The organism is Streptomyces sp. NPDC058307 (assembly GCF_042880295.1).
Lineage (GTDB): Bacteria > Actinomycetota > Actinomycetes > Streptomycetales > Streptomycetaceae > Streptomyces.
This window is the reverse complement of record NZ_JBHVYZ010000009.1, coordinates 134,734-152,915: the sequence shown is the minus strand read 5'-3', so window position 1 is coordinate 152,915 and position 18,182 is coordinate 134,734. Positions and strand designations below refer to the sequence as shown.

The 18,182-nt window shown below is 69.3% G+C and carries 13 protein-coding genes and 1 pseudogene; 4 read left to right on the top strand and 10 right to left on the bottom strand.

What is annotated here, in order from left to right:
* Positions 1 to 78: 78 nt before the first annotated feature.
* Positions 79 to 957, top strand: coding sequence for a helix-turn-helix transcriptional regulator (locus ACFVYN_RS09810; protein WP_389995078.1), 879 nt, complete (start codon positions 79 to 81; stop codon positions 955 to 957).
* Positions 958 to 1,250: 293 nt separating this feature from the next.
* On the opposite strand, the gene ACFVYN_RS09805 is transcribed toward ACFVYN_RS09810, so the two are convergent.
* The 10 genes and pseudogenes from ACFVYN_RS09805 to ACFVYN_RS09760 all read right to left on the bottom strand — a co-directional run bounded on the left by ACFVYN_RS09805 (position 1,251) and on the right by ACFVYN_RS09760 (position 14,212).
* On the bottom strand, positions 1,251 to 1,901 hold the full coding sequence (locus ACFVYN_RS09805) for a DUF1266 domain-containing protein (protein WP_389995075.1): 651 nt from the start codon (positions 1,899 to 1,901) through the stop codon (positions 1,251 to 1,253).
* A gap of 738 nt (positions 1,902 to 2,639) precedes the next feature.
* On the bottom strand, positions 2,640 to 3,044 hold the full coding sequence (locus ACFVYN_RS09800; RefSeq protein ID WP_389995072.1) for an SMI1/KNR4 family protein: 405 nt from the start codon (positions 3,042 to 3,044) through the stop codon (positions 2,640 to 2,642).
* Between the two features lie 236 nt (positions 3,045 to 3,280).
* Positions 3,281 to 3,634, bottom strand: a complete 354-nt coding sequence (locus tag ACFVYN_RS09795; protein WP_389995069.1) for a hypothetical protein — start codon at positions 3,632 to 3,634, stop codon at positions 3,281 to 3,283.
* Between the two features lie 20 nt (positions 3,635 to 3,654).
* A pseudogene (locus tag ACFVYN_RS09790) lies at positions 3,655 to 8,384 on the bottom strand (putative T7SS-secreted protein).
* Complete coding sequence (locus ACFVYN_RS09785) at positions 8,384 to 8,989, bottom strand: hypothetical protein (RefSeq protein ID WP_389995066.1); 606 nt, start codon at positions 8,987 to 8,989, stop codon at positions 8,384 to 8,386. Before ACFVYN_RS09785 ends, ACFVYN_RS09790 begins: the two are co-directional and overlap by 1 nt.
* The gene (locus ACFVYN_RS09780; protein ID WP_389995063.1) at positions 8,986 to 9,393 is read right to left on the bottom strand and encodes an SseB family protein; all 408 of its coding nucleotides are present in this window, start codon (positions 9,391 to 9,393) and stop codon (positions 8,986 to 8,988) included. Before ACFVYN_RS09780 ends, ACFVYN_RS09785 begins: the two co-directional genes overlap by 4 nt.
* A gap of 65 nt (positions 9,394 to 9,458) precedes the next feature.
* Positions 9,459 to 10,523 (bottom strand): hypothetical protein, encoded by a 1,065-nt coding sequence (locus tag ACFVYN_RS09775; protein WP_389995133.1) that lies wholly within the window; start codon positions 10,521 to 10,523, stop codon positions 9,459 to 9,461.
* Between the two features lie 103 nt (positions 10,524 to 10,626).
* Positions 10,627 to 11,568: an N-acetylneuraminate synthase family protein gene (locus ACFVYN_RS09770; RefSeq protein ID WP_389995060.1), complete on the bottom strand. Its 942-nt coding sequence runs from the start codon at positions 11,566 to 11,568 to the stop codon at positions 10,627 to 10,629.
* Between the two features lie 14 nt (positions 11,569 to 11,582).
* The gene (locus ACFVYN_RS09765) at positions 11,583 to 12,833 is read right to left on the bottom strand and encodes a cytidylyltransferase domain-containing protein (RefSeq protein WP_389995057.1); all 1,251 of its coding nucleotides are present in this window, start codon (positions 12,831 to 12,833) and stop codon (positions 11,583 to 11,585) included.
* Between the two features lie 35 nt (positions 12,834 to 12,868).
* Positions 12,869 to 14,212 carry a DUF6716 putative glycosyltransferase gene (locus ACFVYN_RS09760; RefSeq protein ID WP_389995054.1) on the bottom strand — a complete coding sequence of 448 codons (1,344 nt, stop codon included), beginning with the start codon at positions 14,210 to 14,212 and terminating at the stop codon, positions 12,869 to 12,871.
* 198 nt (positions 14,213 to 14,410) lie between these two features.
* Between ACFVYN_RS09760 and ACFVYN_RS09755 the strand changes: the two genes are divergently transcribed.
* The 3 genes from ACFVYN_RS09755 (at position 14,411) to ACFVYN_RS09745 (ending at position 18,081) form a co-directional block, all read left to right on the top strand.
* Positions 14,411 to 15,397 (top strand): glycosyltransferase family 2 protein, encoded by a 987-nt coding sequence (locus tag ACFVYN_RS09755; RefSeq protein ID WP_389995051.1) that lies wholly within the window; start codon positions 14,411 to 14,413, stop codon positions 15,395 to 15,397.
* Positions 15,397 to 16,740, top strand: coding sequence for an alpha-2,8-polysialyltransferase family protein (locus tag ACFVYN_RS09750; protein WP_389995048.1), 1,344 nt, complete (start codon positions 15,397 to 15,399; stop codon positions 16,738 to 16,740). The genes ACFVYN_RS09755 and ACFVYN_RS09750 overlap by 1 nt, the downstream gene beginning before the upstream one ends.
* Positions 16,741 to 16,920: 180 nt before the next feature.
* A complete protein-coding gene (locus tag ACFVYN_RS09745; protein WP_389995046.1) occupies positions 16,921 to 18,081 on the top strand; it encodes an acyltransferase family protein in 1,161 nt (386 codons plus the stop codon).
* The last annotated feature ends 101 nt before the right edge of the window (positions 18,082 to 18,182 follow it).

Sequence of the window (18,182 nt, the reverse complement as noted above, 5' to 3'; positions counted from 1 at the left end):
GCCGGACCAGGGACGCTTCGACGGTGGGAAGACCAGTACCACCCTCGCGCCCCTTCAGGTGATCGCGGAGGCGGGAGGATGGAGGGCATGACGACGACACCCCCCGGGGCCGGACTGGGCGCGATGATCCGCACGTGGCGCAACCGGCTGCCCCCGTCGGCCGCCGGGCTGCCGGTCGTCCGCAAGCGCCGAGCGGCCGGGCTGCGGCGCGAGGAACTGGCCGATCTGGCCGGGGTTTCGGTCGATTACGTCATACGCCTGGAACAGGGGCGGGCCACGACACCCTCGGCGTCGGTGGTGGCGTCCTTGGCGCGTGCCCTGCAGCTGTCCACCGCCGAGCGGGACCACCTCTACCGGCTGGCCCGGATCGTGCCGCCGGCGGACGGCACGATCAGCGACCATCTCCCGCCCGGCATGCAACGCGTGCTCGTCCGCCTCGGAGACGTTGCGGTGGCCGTGTTCGCGGCGGACTGGCAACTGGTGTGGTGGAACTCCCGGTGGGCCGCCCTGCTGGGCGACCCCTCGGCCGCGCCGCCGCGGATGCGCAACTTCGCCCGCGACAGGTTCCCGGTGGACGCCGATCACACCTCCCTCGCGCTGTGGCCGGTCACCGACGCGGATCCCGACACCACCGACGCCGCCCTCGTCTCCGACCTGCGCCGCGCCACCGGCCGCTTCCCCCGGGACAGCCGCCTGGCCGCGCTGGTCCGCGACCTGAACGCGGGCAACACGAGGTTCGCCGAGCTGTGGGCGGCGGGAGAGGTCACCGCGAACCACGGGGTCCACAAGTCGGTCGACCACCCGTCGGTGGGCCCGGTCACGGTGGACTGCGACGTCCTGACCGACGGCGACACCGAACTCAAGATCGTCATCATGACCGCCGCGCCGGGCAGCGAGGACGAGACCAAACTCCACCTCACCACCGTCGTGGGCCCACCGGCAGGCGCGCACAACTGATCCGCCCCACGCGCGGACCCAAGAAAGGCAGCAACAGTAAGTAAGATTCAATCTACGTAAGACTGGATCTACGTTAAGTGGATGCACTTCGTCGGGTCGGTCAAGTGGCTTGAGAAGCAGCCCTTCCGCCGCCATGAGTACGACGCTCTCGTCCGGGACCTGCTTGCCGTCCCCGGTACCGATCCCGACACCCCGCGTGTCGCGGTCTCACGCTGCGGGGTGACAGGCGGTCTGCCGCTGACCGCGCATGGGGGGCCGGAGGATCTTGTACGGGCATGGCAGCCCCGGTGGCCCTATCGGAAGGGGATGTTGAGCCAGGGACTGCCGGGTTCCGAGGTCAGGATCCTGTGGACGGTGACCATGTCCTGGTACCAACTGCCGAACTTCTCGTTGTCGAACTGCAGACAGCGGCCGAGGATGAAGGCTGCGGAGAATTCCTCCCAGGACTCATAGCAGCGGGCTGCGTTGTACCCGGCCTCGACGACGGCGGCCTCCGCTTCCGGCAGGTCGCAGTAGCGCGTGCTCAGACCCCAGCGGGCCATGCAGGAGGCGCGGCCCAGGTCCCAGGCGTCGGCGGAGGTGACGTACTGCCCGTCGCCGAGGATGCCGTCGGCGCGCATACGGGCCTCGTAGCGGGTGATACGGCCAATGAGGTGCTGGACGCCCTTGATGCGCGCCTCGGTCTCCGCCGCAGGGACGGGTTCGGTCTTCGTGATGCCGTCCGGGGTGAGAAGGGTCTCGCCCTCATCACGCTGGCGCAGAACCCGCGCGGCCGAGTCCCTCCAGAAGGCGGTCTCGACGTATCCGCCGAAGTCACGGGCGATGACGCGGCGCAGACCGAGAGCGAATTCCCAGACCGGGTTGGCGCCGTCGGTGGACAGCAGGGCGTGCTGCTGGGCCTGCCACTGCTGATGGCTTGTTATGCCCCACGAGGTTCGCAGCATTTCGCGTTCCGCGGGGTAGCCCTGACCGTGGTACGCCAGGGCGTTCCACGGTAGGCCCTGGCGGACGATGAGGTGAGCACCGCAAGCCAGCCCATGTGCCACGGGCCCGTGCAATGGGCCGCCCACCCGAAGAGTCCGCAGGGCTGCCTCGTCCGAAGGGCCCTTCTTTCGGTCGGTGTACTGGCCCCAGGCGTGGGAGTGCGGCGGCGCGGAGGGAAGGAATGCCTCGCACGGTGTCCTGGGATTGACAACGATCATCGGCGGGTCTGTCGGATCCCATACCTTTGCGAACCACGAAAGCGGATACCAGTCGAACACGCGATGCGGTTCGGGCACGGGCAACATGCCCTCGGTGTAGACAGCCCAGATCCTCCCACCGGCGACTCGGGGGTCGGACTCGAAGAGGGGGCGAATGTCAGTGGACCTGGCGTCCACCTTGTCGCGCCGGATCTCGAAGTACACCCGACTCTGCGCAAGTGCATCGAAGTACGCGGGCCAGTCGTCACGAGACTTGGCGTCCAGCAGCGCTTGCTCGACTTCTGAGGGAGGGGTCCAGGAAGGCGGAGTGGGAGGGCTGAAGCCCGTGGGAGCGGGACCGAACGACATTCTTCACCTGTTGCTTCTCAGGAAATTGAACGCATCTTATTACCTTCGAGCATGTCCGCCGGGCCCTGAGCGTGACTTCGTGGTCGCCCCACGTCAGCCTCCCCCCCCCGGCCGGGGGTACGTTGCGGTCTGTTAGCGATACCAGTCCCCGCCCCCGCTCCCCAGGGCGCTCCGCAAGAAGCTCTCAAGGGACGGCGAGATCCAGTTCCTGCTATCCGTTTCATGATCCCAGACGAACACATCATCCCGTTCAGGCGTCCGGATGAAGGCGAACTGATCTCCACCACCGTTGTCGCCGAAGAAGAGGAGCGGATCGAACGGCATGTAGAGGTTCCGGAGCTGCTCATCGTTACGGAGCGAGATATTCTCAGCGAGAATTCGATCAGCCGACCAGACAACCTCGACACCATATTCGGCATTGATTCCGTCAGTCTCCGCAAGAAGAGATCGAAGTGGCGGCGGAACCGACTGCCCAAGTCGTTCTTCGAGCAGCACCAGGGCCTCTTCGGCGGTAGGACTGTGGAGCTCTATATTCAAAATTCAAAGGCTATTTCACGCCACATGCGAATTCTCCGACGGTGCCGATCCGCCCGATAGGATGCATTTCATTCGATGGGAGCAACAGATTTACTCTGCAGCCACGTCTGGGAAAATTCTGCACGGTTGCTGACAACGGATTCGGGATCGTGAGACCGATTGCTTCCTGACTGCATCACTTTGCCGGGCCACTTTTCGCCGTCTCGTCACTTCTACCGACTTGCAGTGCCGTCACATCAAGTGAACATGAGGTGATCCCTGATGCTCATACTTGGAAGGATGGAGACCTCCATTCTTCCCCCACACTCACCCATATCGAAGTCGATGAGGATTCGACTGGAGGTGCCATCAGCATGCACAGTCATGCTTGTAGCGCTTTCACGGAATAGATCCAGGATCTGTTCTCCCTCTCTGTTTTCCCAGCGGACTCGCACCGACCGGGCGAGCGTGTCGTAGGAGACCAACATGGACTCACCATTCGACCCTCGCAAAGTGAGCACACGGGCCCCGCTTTCTTCCTCCGTCTCGGGCCACTCACCGAGCTGTTCGATGATCTCCTGGTCGCTGGGGGCAATGAACTCTCTATACATGCTTCTTCTTCCTCACAGGACTAGTGGCCATAGGGTGGCCAGTGATCTGCGTGTTTGACAATGCTCACGCCTGGGCCGCTGCCACGGAAGATTACGGTAGACAGCCGGCGCGTGCCATCACTCAAGACCTCCCAGGTGCTCTCGACACCTAGCGCCCCGCGTGGCCCGTGAATGACGGAACTTGTCACACCGAATTCACCGCTCCCACCGTCCCATTGCTTGGAGAAGGTCCTCTCGAACGGCTGCTGGGACGCACTTACCAAGTGCTCGGTCACATGCTGCCGCATTGTTGGGGTGTCAGGGATGCCGATCCGTCGCAGCTGCATTTCATTCTGCAGTGCTCGTGGCGAGTTGTGCGCATCCGGCTTGATGTTCTTATTGAACAGGTAGTCCAGCTTGCGGGGGTCAACCTCAGCGCCCGGCTTACATCCAGCGAGGCCGAGCGAGTCGGTCCAGGTATGGGGGTTCTGGACGTAACTCGTCGGGTTGTCCGCGGGTCCCAGCCCGAGCGGATCGGAAGTGAGATAGCGCGCCGTTTCGGGGTCGTAGTGCCGGAAGTAGTTGTAATGCAACCCCGTTTCGGGGTCGAAGTACTGGCCCGGGAAGCGGAGGGGTGTGTAGGCCGTGCTGTCGGCAGCCCAGGCCGTTGTGCCCCACAAGGTGCTGCGCATGCGCCACGCTATGTCGCCGGTCTCGTCGATGAGTTCGGTCGGGGTGCCGACCAGGTCGGTGACTATGGCGAAGAAGCGGGCGTCGATTTCGTCTTGGGGGGCGTCGGCGGCTGTGATGCGTTCCGTCTGGGCGATCGGGTGCAGGCCCTGGTGGTCCCAGGTCAGGGTGACCGGGTTGGGGAGAGACGGGGATGTCGTGGTCTGTTCGCAGAGGGTCGTGCCGTCCCAGGTGAAGTCCACCTGTTCCAGGACCGAGGTGCCGTCCCCCGCCAGGCGTTGCTTCGCGATACGGCGGCCCAACGGGTCGTAGCGATAGCGCCAGCGTGTGCCGTCGGGGGTTGTCACCGCCGTCAGGCGGTCCTCCGCGTCCCATTCGTAGCGCCAGGTGTCCGGCTTGCGGGACAGGCGGGTCTTCTGGCGGAGGGTGATGCGGCCCGCTTCGTCGTGTTCGTAGCGGATGGAGCCAGCGCGGGTGATGCGGGTTCCGTTGTAGGAGCGGGTCCCGGTTGCCTCCTGGCCGGGATGGCTGGAGGGCCAGCTCGCCGCCGTCTGGTTGCCCGCCTCGTCGTAGGCGTACGTCTCCGTCCAGTTCGCCGCGTGGACGGCCGTGACACGGCCCGCCATGTCCAGGTCGAAGTGGCGCGTGCCGTTCAGGTGGTCGTCGATGGCCGTGAGGTTGCCGTCGGCTCGGTAGGTGTAGGCGCGGTGCTGGAGGTGGCTGCCGGCCGGGCCGATGATGTCTTGCTTCGTCAGGCGGCCCAGGGGTCGAACGCCTGGGTGAGGGTCACCGACTCGGCTACGTGGCGGGTCAGTTCGCGGCCCGCCTCGTCGTGCGTGAAGGTGAGGGTGCGGCCCGACACCACCATGCCGGTGCGGTTGCCCGACGCGTCGTACGACCACGTCGTCGTCGCGGCGGACGGCGTGGTGCGGCTGGTGCGGCGGCCCAGCACGTCGTACGTGTGGGTGAGCGTGCGGCCGTTCACCGTCTCCGACAGCACGCGGCCCGCTTCGTCCCGGTGCAGCATCAGGGTCGCGTCCGGGCCCGTCGCCTCCGTCAGGGCGCCCGTCAGGTCGTACGCGTACGTCGTGACCGCACCGGCCGCCTCCTTGCGGATCACCTGACCCAGTACGTCCCGCGTGAAGTGGATCGACTGGCCGGTAGCGGTTGTGGTGCCTCTCAGTTGTCCTGCCGGGTCGTGGTCGTACGTCAGCCTGCGGTCGTCGAAGTCCGTCTCCGCGATCAGGCGGCCTGCCGGGTCGTACTCGTAACTCCACGTCAGGCCCTGCGGGTTCACCACCTGCGTGAGGCGTAGTTCCGTGTCGTGGGCGAACTCGTAGCGCACGCCGTCCGGGTCCGTGCGGGCGGCCAGCAGGTCGAAGTGTGTGTATTCGTAGCGGGTCACCGCGCCCGACGCGTCCGTGTGGGTGGTGCAGTTGCCTTCGCCGTCGTAGGTCCAGGACTCCGTCGTGCCGTCCGCCGCCGTACGGTGGGACAGGCGGCCCTCCACCGTCCACTCCAGGCAGGTCACGGAGCCCGTCGGGTCCGTGATCGTCACCGGGCGGCCGAAGGCGTCGCGTTCGTAGCGGGTCACCGCGCCCAGGGGGTCGGTGATCTCCAGGGGCAGGCCCGCCGCGTTGCAGCGGACCCTTGTGGTGTCTCCCAGGGCGTTCGTGACGGACTCCAGGTGACCCCGGTCGTCGTACGTGAAGCGGGTCGTCGCCCCGGAGGTGTCGGTCACCGCCGTGCGGTTGCCATACGCGTCGAACTGCTGGGTGACATGCGTGCCGTCGGCGCCGGTCACCGCGATCGGCAAGCCCTGGTCGTCGTAGGCGACGCTGGTGTAGCGGCCGTCCGGGCGGACTGCCAGGACCGTGCGGCCAGCCCCGTCGTAGGTGTAACCCACCGTGCGGCCCAGTGGGTCGGTGATGGTCAGCGGGCGGTGGGCCCGGTCGTAGGTGGTGTGGGTCGTGGCGCCGTCCGGGGCCGTTTCCGCCACCACCTGAAGGTCGCCGTTGACCTCGTAACGGGTGCTGTGGCCCAGCGAGTCGACCGCCGTGACCGTCCGGTGCCCGGTGGTCGGGTCGGGGTCGCCGTAGGAGTACGTGTAGCTCAGGTGGCCCGCCTCACCGCCCTGTGACGTGCAGCGGTCCTCGTCGTCGTAGACGTAGTGGTACGAGGAGTCGTTGGTGTCGGTCCAGGCGGTGATCCGGCCGGTGGAGTCGTTGGTGAAGCGGGTCGGCAGGCCCGAGGAGTTCGTCACCGTCGACAGGTGGCCATGCGCGTCGTAGGTGAAGCGGACCAACTCGATGTCGTCGGTGAGGTGCAGGGCCGTGATCCGGCCGTCCTCGGTTGTGATCCTCAGGTCGTAGCCGGACGAGTGCACGATGCCCGTGGGGGCGCCCTCGTCGTCGTACTCGAAGGTGAGCCACTGGCTGCCCGAGCGGTCGATGAGCTGGGACAGCAGGGCTATGCCGTCGCCGCCCGGGCCAGCGAAGTCCCAGACACGGCCGGACTCCGGGTCGGTGACCGTGTAGTCGCCCCACTCGTCCACCGTCAGCGGCCAGGAAGCGCCCTCCAGCGGTAGCACCGGGACGCCTGGCGCCGGGTGCGGATACGCCAGCAACGAGCCGTCCTCGCGTACGAAGATGACGCCTTCCGCGTCGATCTCCAGGCGCTGGTCCGCCGTCGACGTCCAGCAAGGGCCGAACCAGCGGCCCGCCCGGTACGACGACTCGAACTGGCGGGTGAAGATCAGGGGCAGCCGCGCGGGGAGCGACACGTCCGTCTGCGGCAGCGACATGCGGCCGGTGGCCATGTCGATCGGGTCGCTGCCGAAGAGCTTGCACCTCAGTTCCCGGGCGACGTCCATGAGTCCCCGGCGCGTGCCCTGCCGTGCGGCTCCCGTCGCCGCGTCCTTCGCGACCCCGCGCAGAGCATCCCGCCCAACCGCACGCCCCACACCCCCCGCGCCCTTCCCCCCGATCAGGTTCGACGCGAGATACCCCAACGCGTCCCCCGGATCGCTCGACCACCCCGTCCCCAACAGCGACATCGGCAGCCGCTCCGGGTGGGCTGCCGTGCCCACCAGGCCCGCCAGCAGGAGTTGGGAGTTCTTCGACCAGTCGCCGGGGTGGGTCAGGTTGTACGGGTCCAGCGGGTTGACCGTGCGTGCCAGTTTCAGCATGTCCGTGCCGCCGCGCAGCAGGCCGCCCAGGACGTGGACCGAGTTGAGCTGGGTGCCGACGAACAGGTCCGTCGCGCCCGCGCCCAGGCGGTCGGTGAACTCCGGTTTCGGCGGGGCCGACTCCATCGCTGCGGCTATCTTGCCGCGGGCCTCCTGCGCCACGTCGGTGCGCTGGCGCCGCGCGTCGGACAGGATCTCCTGTGCCTCCTTGCGGCCCGCCGTCCCGGGGTCGGTGAAATCGCCGGGCTTCGTCGGCTTCACGCCCGGGTCGCCGCCCGCCTCGGCGGTCGCGTTGTATCGCTCGGCCGCCCGGTTGTACGCCGACACCTGCGCGTCGTAGGTGTCGGCCGCCCGCCGGGAGGCGTCCTGCGCGGCCCGGTATTTCTCGATCGCCACCTGCGCCCGCTCCTGTGCCCAGGCCACCGTGTCCGCGTACGTGTCCAGCGCGGAAGCCGCCGCCGTGCAGGCGTCCGCCGCCGTCAGCCACTGCTTCGGCTGTACGTCGAACTTCGCGCGGAACGCGTCCGCCGCCTGGCCCCGCCACTCGCCCGGGTCGAGGGAGCGCATGCCCTGGCCGACGTTCTCGAAGGCGGCCGCGAACTTTCGCAGATGCCCCGCCCGTTCGCGGAGCGCCGGCTCGCTGCCGTGGACGAGTTCCTTCGGGTCCTCGCTCTCGCCCAGCGCGCGCTCGGCGACCGTGCCGCCCAGACGGTTGTTCACGCCCTCGCCGAAGTCCCGTACGTCCTCGGCCATGCCGTCCGCGCCGACCTCGGACAGGCCGTCCGCCACATGGTCGGAAGTCCAGTTGACCGCCTCGCCCACGCCCTTGCCGACACCCTCGGCAGCACTCTCCAGGCCGTCCCCGAGGCCGTCCACGAAATCCCCGATGCCCATCAGCCCTCCCCCTCCCCGTCAGCAGCCGAAGAGGGAGGCCCGCTCCACTGCCAGTCCGTATCCGGGTCGAAGAACGCGTCCGGCGTCACCGTCGATGTCGAAACGTCTTCCGCCGCCTGCGTCCAGGCCGCCTTCACCTCGTCCTGGCCCGACGTGAAGGACTCCGCGCTGTAGTCCGCGTTCGCCACCTGGCTGACCGGGTTGTCCTTCAGCGTCTCCGACCAGGAACGTGCCTTCACCTCGTCCGGCGACAGATACGGGTTGCCCGTGCCCGCCGTCCACACCGACTTCAGGGTGTCGGAGACGTACTGCTCCTGCTCGTGGTAGATCCCCGCCGACAGGCCCAGTCGGCCCGCGAACTCGTTCGCGTCCTGCATCAGCGAGCGCACGCCCCAGCCCCAGCGGTCGCAGAAGTCGGCGAAGACCTGTTGGAGGCCGTCGTCACCGACCTCCAGGCCGGTCATCGCGAGGTCGTCGAAGCCTCGGCCCAGGTTCGCCTCGATGTCGAAGCCGAACTCCTTGAGCTCCGCCATCGCCTGGTTGATGCCCCGGGTGATCCGCTCCATCGCCTGCGGATCGACCTGGTAGCCGTCACCGGCGCTCACGCCGCAGGCTCCGTCGAAGCGATGTCCACTGCCACCGCGTCCGGCACGATCCCCGCAACCGGCGGCAGCACGAGACCCGTCGGGCTCCCCGCGTCCACCGCGATCCCCGTCGGACCGTCCACCCTCGGGATCACCTGGTCCAGCAGACGCGCCCCGAACACCGGCACCCACCCGGGCACGGCCTCACCCCGCGCCTCGGCGAATCGTTCCAGTGCCGCGAGATCCGTGAACGCGAACAGCCAGCGAATCCCGCCCGACTCCGCCGACAGCAACGAACCGTCCACGACCGGCACCAGCACCTCGCTGCGCCGGAACTCCCCCACTGCCTCACGCAGGTTGCCCTGCCCCACGGCCGCCAAGTCCGTCAGCCGTCCCCGCAACGCCTCGGCACTCACTCCAGCCACCCCCGCCGTAGCCCTCATCGAACGTCGCACAAGTGAACGACGATGCTAGACGATGCGGCTGAGAATCAGCCCGTCGCCACCGCCGACAGCCGGTGCACATCCCGGGCCGTCCCCGTGACCCCCGACAAGAACCCCTGCGCCCGCGGTGAGGCCGTCTCCGTCAGCCAGTCCGGGTCGATGTCGCACACGGCCACGCGGACCCCCGTCCCGGCGAGCGCCAGCGGCAGCGTGTGGACCACGGTCGACGGGAAGCTGAGGATCGTACGGCCGATGGGTCCGCGGCGGGCGATCAGCTCCAGGGGGAGGTCCGGGCGGACGATCTCCAGCCCCGTCTCCACGGCCAGCCGGTGCAGCTTGTCCGTCGCCTCGCGGCGGTGGGCGAAGTAGCGGGTGGCGCCGTGGGTCTTGGCCAGGCGGGTGACCGCCTCCACATAGCGGTCGGCGTCCACCACGCCTGTCTCCACCAGCGAGGTGCCGACCATGTCCGCGCCCTTCGTGATGCGCGGCGGGCCGAAGCGGACGCGGGTCCAGGCGAAGGAGTGCACCGACAGCGTCACTCCCGTGGGCGCCTGCGTCATCGGCATCGAGGAGAAGATCTCGACTCCCCTGCCCTCCCCCGGCGTCAGGCGCCTGCGGGCCGCCGCCGATATCGGGGCGAAGGCGAGGTCGCGGGGGCTCGGGCGGCCGCCCTTGCGGTGCCAGCGCACCAGGCGTTCACCGCCGGCCAGTTGGGAGACGAGCTCCATCGTCGCCGTGCCGTCGTCGACCACGACCAGGTCGGTCGCGCGAGTGATCGTCAGGAGCAGTTGCACATAGCGGGAGAACGGGTCGCCCAGGACCACACGGCTCGCCTTGCGGAGCATGCCCGCGAGGCCGCCGATGGTCTGGAAGGGGGCCGCGGGGCCGCCCCTCGCCTCCTCCCAGCGGACCTCGTGGCCCTCCTCGCGGGCGAGTTCCGCCATCCGGCGCAGCTGACCGCGGGTCATGGGGTCGGTCGGGGACAGCACGACGAGGGTGAGCCGCACGCCGGGTGCGTGGGCGTGCGCCCACTCCAGCACGTTGAGCAGCTGGACCGGGCTCTCCACGAACGCGAGGGTGTGGGGGCCGGTGTTCCCGGCGCGGGGGCTCATCGACGTACGACCGTCCCGTCGTAAGGCGCTCATGCGGCGCTCGTATACAGGGGCGCGCCGGGTCCTCAGGCAGACGACACCTGAGGACCCGGCACCTCGTGGCTCAGACCGAGACCGGCTCGCCCGCCGCCGCGGCGATCTCCGCCTCGGCGACCACGCCGGTGACGCGGCGCAGCTTCTTCATGGGGCCGAGCTCGGAGTCGTAGACCTTCTTGACGCCGTCGCCGAGGGAGGCCTCGATGGTGCGGATGTCCCGCACGAGCCTCTGCAGGCCCTGCGGCTCCACCGACGCGGCCTGGTCGGAGCCCCACATCGCGCGGTCCAGGGTGATGTGGCGCTCGACGAAGGTCGCGCCGAGGGCGACCGCGGCCAGCGTGGTCTGCAGGCCCGTCTCGTGGCCGGAGTAGCCGATCGGGACGTTCGGGTACTCCTCCTGGAGCGTGTTGATGACCCGGAGGTTGAGCTCCTCGGCCTTCGCCGGGTACGTCGAAGTGGCGTGGCAGAGAAGGATGTTCTCCGAGCCGAGGACCTCGACCGCGTGGCGGATCTGCTTCGGGGTGGACATCCCGGAGGACAGGATGATCGTGCGGCCCGTGGCGCGCAGGGCGGACAGGAGCTCGTCGTCCGTGAGGGAGGCGCTCGCCACCTTGTGGGCGGGCACGTCGAACTTCTCCAGGAAGGCGACGGCCTCGGTGTCCCACGGGGAGGCGAACCAGGCGATCCCCTTCTCCTTGCAGTACGCGTCGATCCGGCGGTACTCGTCCTCGCCGAACTCCACGCGGTGGCGGTAGTCGATGTAGGTCATCCGGCCCCAGGGGGTGTCGCGCTCGATGTCCCACTGGTCGCGCGGGGTGCAGATCTCGGGCGTGCGCTTCTGGAACTTGACGGCGTCGCAGCCGGCCTCGGCGGCCACGTCGATGAGCTTGAAGGCGTTCTCCAGCTCGCCGTTGTGGTTGATGCCGATCTCGCCGCAGATGTAGACGGGCTGACCGGGGCCGGCGATGCGCTCGGTGCCGAAGGTGCGCAGACGGGTGTTGACAGACATGAGGGGAACGTTCCTTAACTGTCGAGGGAGTCGAGAGAGGGGCCGAGGATCCAGCTGGCGATCTCTCGGATCGCGCCGTCGCCACCGGGGACGGTGGTGACCGCACGGGCGGCGCCGCGTACCACGTCGTGGGCGCTCGCGACCGCCACGGGCCAGCCCACGAGGGCGAAGCACGGGAGGTCGTTGACGTCGTTGCCGGCGTAGAGCACGCGCTCGGGCGCGATGCCCTGCTCCTCGCACCACTGCTTCAGCGCGAGGTCCTTCCGGTCGATGCCGTGCAGCACGGGGATCTTGAGCTTGCGTGCGCGGGCGGCGACGACCGGGTTCTGCTCCGTGGAGAGGATCAGCATCTTCAGGCCCGACTTGCGCAGGGCGGCGATGCCGAGTCCGTCGCCGCGGTGCACGGAGACGAACTCCTTTCCATCGGCGTCGATCAGCACCCGGTCGTCGGTCTGGGTGCCGTCGAAGTCCAGTACGACCGCGTCGATGTCGTCGAAGGACGGCAGTGCTCCGGCGCGGTCGGCGTCGAACAGGGGGGCCAGCGCGCGGGCGCGGGCGAGGTCGTGCGGGTCGTCGATCTCCAGCACGCGCGCGGGGTCCGTGCGGACGAGTTCCGTACGGCCGAAGAAGCGGTGCTGGTGCTTGCGGAAGCCCGGCGCGTCCATCGCGTAGGCGGCGCCGGTCTCCAGGAGGTCCTGGGGGCGGTCCTGGCGGCGGGGGCGGTAGGACTTGTCGTGGTTGACGCCGAAGCCCCCGCCGGTGGTCGAGCCCGCCGCGTCCTGGGGGGCCTCGGCGTCCCGCCAGATGAAGCCGTGGAAGGGCGCCACGGTGACGGCGGTGTCCGCGCCGTCCTCGACGACCGCGGCGGCGACCCCGTCGATGTCCTCACGGACGACGAAGGGGCTGGTGCACTGCACGAACACCACGACGTCGACGGCCGCGCCGTGCAGGGCCTCGTGGGTGTCCAGGGCGTGCAGGACGGCGGCCTCCGAGGTGGCCGTGTCACCGGCGATGGCGGCGGGGCGCAGCACCACCTCGGCGCCGGCCTCGCGGGCGGCGGCGGCGATCGCCTGGTCGTCGGTGGAGACGAGGACGTCCGTCACCAGCCGGGTCGCCCGGCACTCGCGCACGGCCCGCGCGACCAGCGGCACACCTCCCACGGGGGCGAGGTTCTTCGCGGGCACGCCCTTGGAGCCGCCGCGTGCGGGAATCACCGCGAGCACCCGGCGCACCGAAGCGCCTTGGCCCGCTTGCGGGTGGGACATGGGGTCTGCTCCTTGCGAGAGGCCTTGGAAGGTGTTCACAGCTCCCCCATCCGCCGGATCACCGGGGCCACGCGCTGCACCCCGTGCCGGTAGGCGCCGCGGGCCGCCCGGCGGACGATCTGGCGGACCGGACCCGGCTCCCTCTCGTGGGCGGGTGCGCCGGGCAGCGGTGTGCCGTCGGGGCCGAGGTGGTGGCGGGCGAGGATGCCGGGGAGGTAGCCGGGGGCGGTGACGGGTGTGTAGTACGGGGTCAGCGGGGGCAGCCCGGGCGAGGCCAGCAGCTTGGTGATGCGCTCGCGCGCCGCGTCGAAGGCGTGCGCGTACGAGCCGTCCGGTACGACTCCCTGCCGGGCCACCCACTCCTCGTCGGGCACCGGCCGGTGACCGGCGTCCAGTTGGTCCCAGGAGGCGAGGCAGCCGGAGCCCACGAAGTGGTGGTTGCCGAGGACCTCGCGGATGCCCAGGTCGGTCAGTACGGCCGTCGGGATCCGGCGGTGCAGCGACTCCAGCGCGGCCGTGGAGCTGATGGTGACCAGCAGGTCGGTCCGGTCCAGGACCTCGCCCATGTTGCCGTACACCAGACGGAAGTTGGCCGGTGGTTCGAGCCGCTGGACCAGCTTCTGGTACGGCAACTCCTCGATGTGCGTGGTGTGTTCGCCGGGCCGGGAGCGCAACTTGAGCAGCACCTCGCGCTGGGGGTGCAGCCGGGCGTGCCGGATGAGCCGGTTCAGCAGGTACACGCGGTCCCCGCGGTTGTCCGGCACCGAGGGCTGGACCGCGAAGACCACGGTGTACGGGGTGTGTTCACCTTGGTAGGCCGCACCGCCGAGGAACGGCAGCGCCACCTCCGTGACCGACGAGGCATCGGCGCCCACGCCCTCGTACACCGCGCAAAATCGCTCGGCGTCCTGGCGGGAGTTGGCGAGGACCAGGTCGGCCCCGTGCCGCAGGAGGAGGCCGTCGGCGAGCTTCTCGTAGACGACGCCGACATAGCCGGTGACGACGACGGGACGCTTCTCGAGGCCCTCCCAGACGCGCCCCAGCCCGTGCAGCATCGCCTGGACCCCGCCGCCGACCAGGGCCAGCACGACGAGGTCGTACGACGTCTCGGCCATGGCCCGCAGGAACTCGGCCGCGGTCACCTCCCGCAGGGAGTCCGCGCGCACCCCGACCTCGTCGAGCTGGCGTGCGGTGGGGGTGGCCCGGCCGCGCAGCAGGAATCCGTCCAGCGCGGGGCCGGCCTGCGCCCCGCCTCGGGGTGCGGCTTCCATGGACGGATCCGGAGCGATGCGGTCGGCGGTCAGCGCACCCCATTTCCAGCGGGTGTCGGAGTCCGCGAGGACGGCGATTCGAAGGGACTTCGGTGTACTTGGCGGCACGACGACGACGTTAGGAAGGGATTTCTAGGTCCCGCCCAACCGTGAATCAACGAGAAGTTAACAAAGGACCACCGAGAGCCGAACTGGCCCGCCCAGGACCAGGAAGTACACGGGATGCACCGATCCGACACATCGAGTTCACCCGCAGTCTCCTTTCCGGAAAGTTCTGCTGCCGGACCGCCTTCTAGCGTTTTGCGGGTGCCCAAGCTCTCCGTCATCGTGCCGTTCTACAACGTGCAGCAATACGCCCCCGACACCCTCCGAAGTCTTCGCATGAATGCGCACCGGGATTTCGAGTTCGTCCTGGTGAACGACAAATCCAAGGACGAAACTCCGGCGATTCTCGACCGTGCGGCCGAGGAGCTGTCGGACGTCGCCCAGGTGCGGGTCCTCCACCACGAGACGAACGGAGGGCTCGCCACCGCGCGCAACACCGGCCTGGACGCGGCGCGCGGCGAGTATCTGACCTTCCTGGACGGCGACGACTGGCTCGCGCCGGGCTATCTCACACAACTGGTCGCTGCCATCGAGGAGTTGGGCTGTGACTTCGTCCGTACCGACCATGTGCAGACCGTGGCGCGGGCCCGGACCGTGCACCGGGTCCCGATCGGGCGGCGGGGCGAGGTGCTGAACCCGCGGGACGCGATCCTGCCCGCCGACCGCTCGACCTCCGTGGACTACGCGTACGCGTGGGCCGGCGCCTACCACCGCCGTCTGCTCGACAAAGGCCTGCTGCACTTCACCGACGGGCTGCGCACGGCCGAGGACCGGCCGTGGATATGGAAGCTGCACCGTGAGGCCGAGTCGTTCGCCGTGGTGAGCCTGCTGGGGGTGTTCTACCGGCGCGGGGTGGCCTCCTCCCTCACCCAGATCGGCGACGCCCGCCAGCTCGACTTCATCCGCGCCTTCGACCAGGTCATCGAGGAGACGGCGGCGGACCGGGACGCCGACAAGCTGCTGCCCAAGGCGGTGCGCACCTACTGCGCGATCATGGCCCACCATCTCTCCGACGAGTCCAAGTGGGAGCCGTCCGTGGCCAGGCAGCTGCGGGCGATGAGCGCGGCGGCCATGAGGCGGATGCCGCAGGACGCGCTCGGCGACGTACTCGACACCATGGACCTGCGCCGTTCCGCCAAGCTGCGGCGGCTGCGGCGACGGGTCACCACAGCGAAGGCGGCCGCGTGATGCCCCCGACCGGTTCCCGTACGACCCAGATCTTCTGCGCCTCCACGCTGTACGGCGCGGTCACGCTGGCCGCCGCGATCGACTCCGACCTCTTCGAGGAGCCCGAGCGGCGGGTGCTGCTGGTGTTCAACAACACGGCGACACCGGAGACGTCGACACCGCTGGACGAGATGCCGGGCTTCGCGCCGCTGCGCGACCACTTCGACGAGGTGCTGTCCTGGAACGAGGCCATCCGCCCCTTCCACCCGGGCTCCTGGACGCCCCGCCCGGACGACATCCCCCTCTTCGAGCGCTATCTGCGGCTGCTGTGGGGCCTGGGCGAGGACCGGGTCGAACTGGTCCTGGAGTCCCTCCAGGTCGCCCCCGCCCTCACCGTCGCCCAGATCTTCACCGGCGCCCCGGTCGACGTCTACGCCGACGGGCTGATGAGTTACGGCCCCACCCGCAGCAGGCTCGACCCGCTGGTCGGCACCCGGGTGCGACGGCTGCTCCACCTGGACCTGATCGCGGGCCTCACGCCGATGCTGCTGACCGAGTTCGGCGTACCGCCGGTCGTGGTGCCGACGTCCGCCTTCCTGAAGGCGATGGGTGAACTGACGGCCGCCGTAGAGGAGTTGCCGCCGCTGCCGGACGACGCGGCGCTGCTGCTCGGCCAGTACCTCTCCGCGCTGGAGATCCTCTCCCCCGAGGAGGAGGAGGCCCTGCACGTGCGGATGCTGAAGGGCGCGGTCGCCAAGGGACACCGTGCGGTCGTCTTCAAGCCGCACCCCAGCGCACCGGCCCGCTTCAGCCGCGCCCTGGAGGCCGAGGCCGAGAAGCTCGGCGTGGACCTCACCGTGCTGGACACCCCGGTGCTCGCCGAGGTGCTGTTCGAGAAGGCCCGGCCCGCACTGGTCGTCGGCTGCTTCTCCACCGCCCTGTTCACGGCCTCCGCCCTCTACGACCTGCCGGCCGCCCGCATCGGCACCGAGCTGCTGCTGCAGCGGCTGACGCCGTACCAGAACAGCAACCGGGTGCCGGTGGTGCTGGCGGACGCGGTGCTGGCAGATCTGGAGGGCCGCGCCGGCGAGGAGGCGGTGCCCGCCGACACGCTCAACGACCTGGTCACCGCACTGAGTTTCACGATGCAGGCGCAGCTCCACCCGCCGCTGCGCCCGGCCGCGGAACGCTATCTCTCCCGGCACTTCGGCCCCCGCACCCGGCGCTACTTCCGCAAGAAGCGCCTGACCTCGCTCGGGCTGCCGGGCGGGATCCCGGAGCGGCTGGCCTTCCTGCCGCACAACGCGACCGCGCGCCGGGTGGTGCGCAGGGCACGGGCCCTGAAGAAGTCCGTACGGCGATAGGCGCCGAGGACACGGGCGGGGGGTTGCTCCGGTGGGCCGGGAACACCGGGGGAATCCTGTCCGTCGGCCAGGTGAACCCTTGGAGAGAGCTGAGCGAAGAGCGATCTCCTCGAACACAAGTGCCCGGGACGCTGCCTAACCTGCTGGTGGACGCCACTTCTCCCTGCTAGGGGTACCACCGTGACCGAGACGGTCGTGAGCACCACCAAGCCGCAGTCCGTCACGGCTGCACCCGTTCAGGTCGCGCCGGTCAAGCGCGCGGGCGGCCGACTCCGCGCGCTGGACGGGCTACGGCTGGTGGCCGCGCTGATGGTGGCGGCGTACCACTACGGCGGCCGGGGCGGTGAGGTCACCGGGGCCTGGGGACGTTCCGCACAACAGCAGTTCCCCACCCTGCACACACCGTTCGCCTACGGCTGTCTCGGGGTCCAGATCTTCTTCGTCATCAGTGGCTTCGTCATCTGCATGAGCGGCTGGGGCCGTCCGCTGCGCTCGTTCTTCGCGTCCCGTGTGTCCCGGCTGATGCCCGCCTACTGGGTGGCTGTGATCCTCGTCGCCGGGGTGTTCGCGCTCCCCTGGGTCGTCTACAGGACGGTCTCGCCGAGCGACGCCCTGGTGAACCTGACCCTGCTCCAGCAGCCGCTGGGCGTCGACCGGGTGCTCGGCGTGGACTGGACCCTGTGGGCGGAGATCCGCTTCTACGCCCTGTTCGCCCTGGTCGTGGTCCTGCCGGGCGCGAACCGGCGCCGGGTCGTCATGTTCTGCGCGTGCTGGACCCTCGCGGCCGCGATCGCCCAGGGCGCGAAGACGCCACTGCTGGACATCGTGCTGATGCCGGAGTACGCGCCGTTCTTCATCGGCGGCATGGGCCTCTACCTGGTCCACCGCGACCGCAAGGACGCCTACGCGTGGGGCATCGTCGCCGTCAGCTTCCTGATCGGCCAGCACTACGCGGTGCGCGAGCTGTGGAACGCCTCGGACCCGAACGCCTTCGCCCACCGGACGACGTTCGGCATCGTCCTGGTCGTCGCCTTCGGGTTCCTCGCCGTCGCCGCGATCGCGCTCGGCCGGCTGGAGTGGGCGAACTGGCGCTGGCTGACGGTGGCCGGGGCGTTGACGTACCCCTTCTACCTGGTGCACGAACACCTGGGCTGGGTGGTGATCAAGGTCCTCCACCGTGACCTGGACCTGCCGTCGGCCGTGACCTTCGCCCTGACCGTCGCCTCGATGCTGACCCTCGCCTGGCTCCTCAACCGCTTCGTGGAGGACCGGCTGACCCCGCGGTTGCGGGCGGCGCTCGATGCCCGGGGAACGGGCGGACACCGGGCTGGTCAGGGCTGAGTTCGGGGCTGTTCCTGGTGCGGCCCGACGGCTATGCGGGCTGGGCGGGCGAGGACGCCTCGAAGCTGATGGGGTACATCGGCCGCGGGATCGCGCGCTAG